Annotated in this window: 1 protein-coding gene; it reads left to right on the forward strand. The window is 57.9% G+C overall.

What is annotated here, in order from left to right; translation table 11 throughout:
- The first annotated feature begins 163 nt into the window (after positions 1 to 163).
- Positions 164 to 1,317, forward strand: a protein-coding gene (locus tag A3764_RS23455) for an IS3 family transposase (RefSeq protein ID WP_236628317.1) whose coding sequence is annotated in 2 segments (ribosomal slippage) — positions 164 to 416 and positions 416 to 1,317 — 1,155 coding nt in all. Because the reading frame shifts where the segments join, the coding sequence is not laid out codon by codon here.
- The last annotated feature ends 57 nt before the right edge of the window (positions 1,318 to 1,374 follow it).

A 1,374-nucleotide genomic window follows, 5' to 3' on the forward strand; every position in this document is an offset into this window, starting at 1 on the left:
TCTGGAAACTGGAAATATCGATTGATTGGACCGTTTGCTACGCCTGACTATGCCAGAGGTTCTTATGCATCCTTGCTGACGGCTGAGCTACCCCCAGAAAATCGGACACTGACGTAAGCTACGATTTGTTGTCTGCTGATCTTCGACGAGAAGGAGATCAGAGATGTCGAAGCGAAAGCAACATGCGCCTGAGTTCAAGGCGAAGGTCGCGCTGGAAGCCCTGAAAGGCGAGGAGACGGCCGCTGAGCTGGCAAGCCGGTTCGGGGTGCATCCGACGATGATTCACCAATGGAAACGCGCCTTGCTCGAGGGCGCTTCAGGCGTGTTCGAGCGCGGGAGCCGCAAGAAGCCGGAGATCGACGAGGAGCAGGTGAAGGAGCTCCACGCCAAGATCGGGGAGCTGGCGGTGGCCAACTCTTTTTTGGAACGAAAGCTCAAGCCCTGGGGCGGGAAGTGAGGCGCGGCATGATCGAGTCCGACCACCCGGAGCTGTCGATCGGCCAGCAGTGCAAGCTGCTGTCGATCGCGCGCTCGTCTTTCTATTACATCCCCAAGGGCGAGTCTGAGCAGAACCTCGGCCTGATGCGGCAGATCGACGAGCAGTTCTTGGAGACCCCGTTCTTCGGCGTTCGGCAGATGACCTGGCATCTGCGTAACGACGGACACCTTGTGAACGAGAAGCGAATACGGCGGCTGATGCGCCTGATGGGGTTGATGCCGATTTACCAGAAGCCCAACACGAGCAGGCCGGCGAAAGGGCACAAGACCTATCCCTACCTGCTCAGAGGTCTGCGGGTAGAACGCCCAAACCAGGTCTGGTGCTCGGACATCACCTATCTGCCCATGCGCCGCGGGTTCCTCTACTTGGTGGCGATCATGGACTGGCATACCCGCAAGGTTCTGTCCTGGCGGATCTCGAACACGCTGGAGGCCGACTTCTGCGTCGAAGCGCTGAACGAGGCCATTCACAAGTTCGGCCCGCCCGAGATAATGAATACGGATCAGGGATCCCAGTTCACCTCTTTCGCCTGGACAGATCGGCTCCGCCGATCAGGCGTGCGGATCTCGATGGATGGAAAAGGCCGTTTCCTCGACAACATCTTCATCGAGAGGCTGTGGCGCACCCTGAAATACGAGTGCGTCTACCTGCATGCCTGGGAGACCGGATCGGAGACGAAAGCAGCCATCCGGAAATGGATGACCTTCTACAACCACCAGCGCCCTCACTCGGCCCTCGGCGGCAAGCCACCGGCGCTGGTCTATTGGCAGAAAAATGATATCAACCAACCCGATCAGCAGGTGCAACGAGTAGCTTAATTTACGCCAGATCCTGTCCAAGAGATGGGGAGTAGCTCAGAGAAAGAATTCCATGCT

The sequence above is a fragment of the Sulfitobacter sp. HI0129 genome (assembly GCF_001635395.1).
In the GTDB taxonomy this organism is placed as follows: Bacteria; Pseudomonadota; Alphaproteobacteria; order Rhodobacterales; family Rhodobacteraceae; genus Sulfitobacter.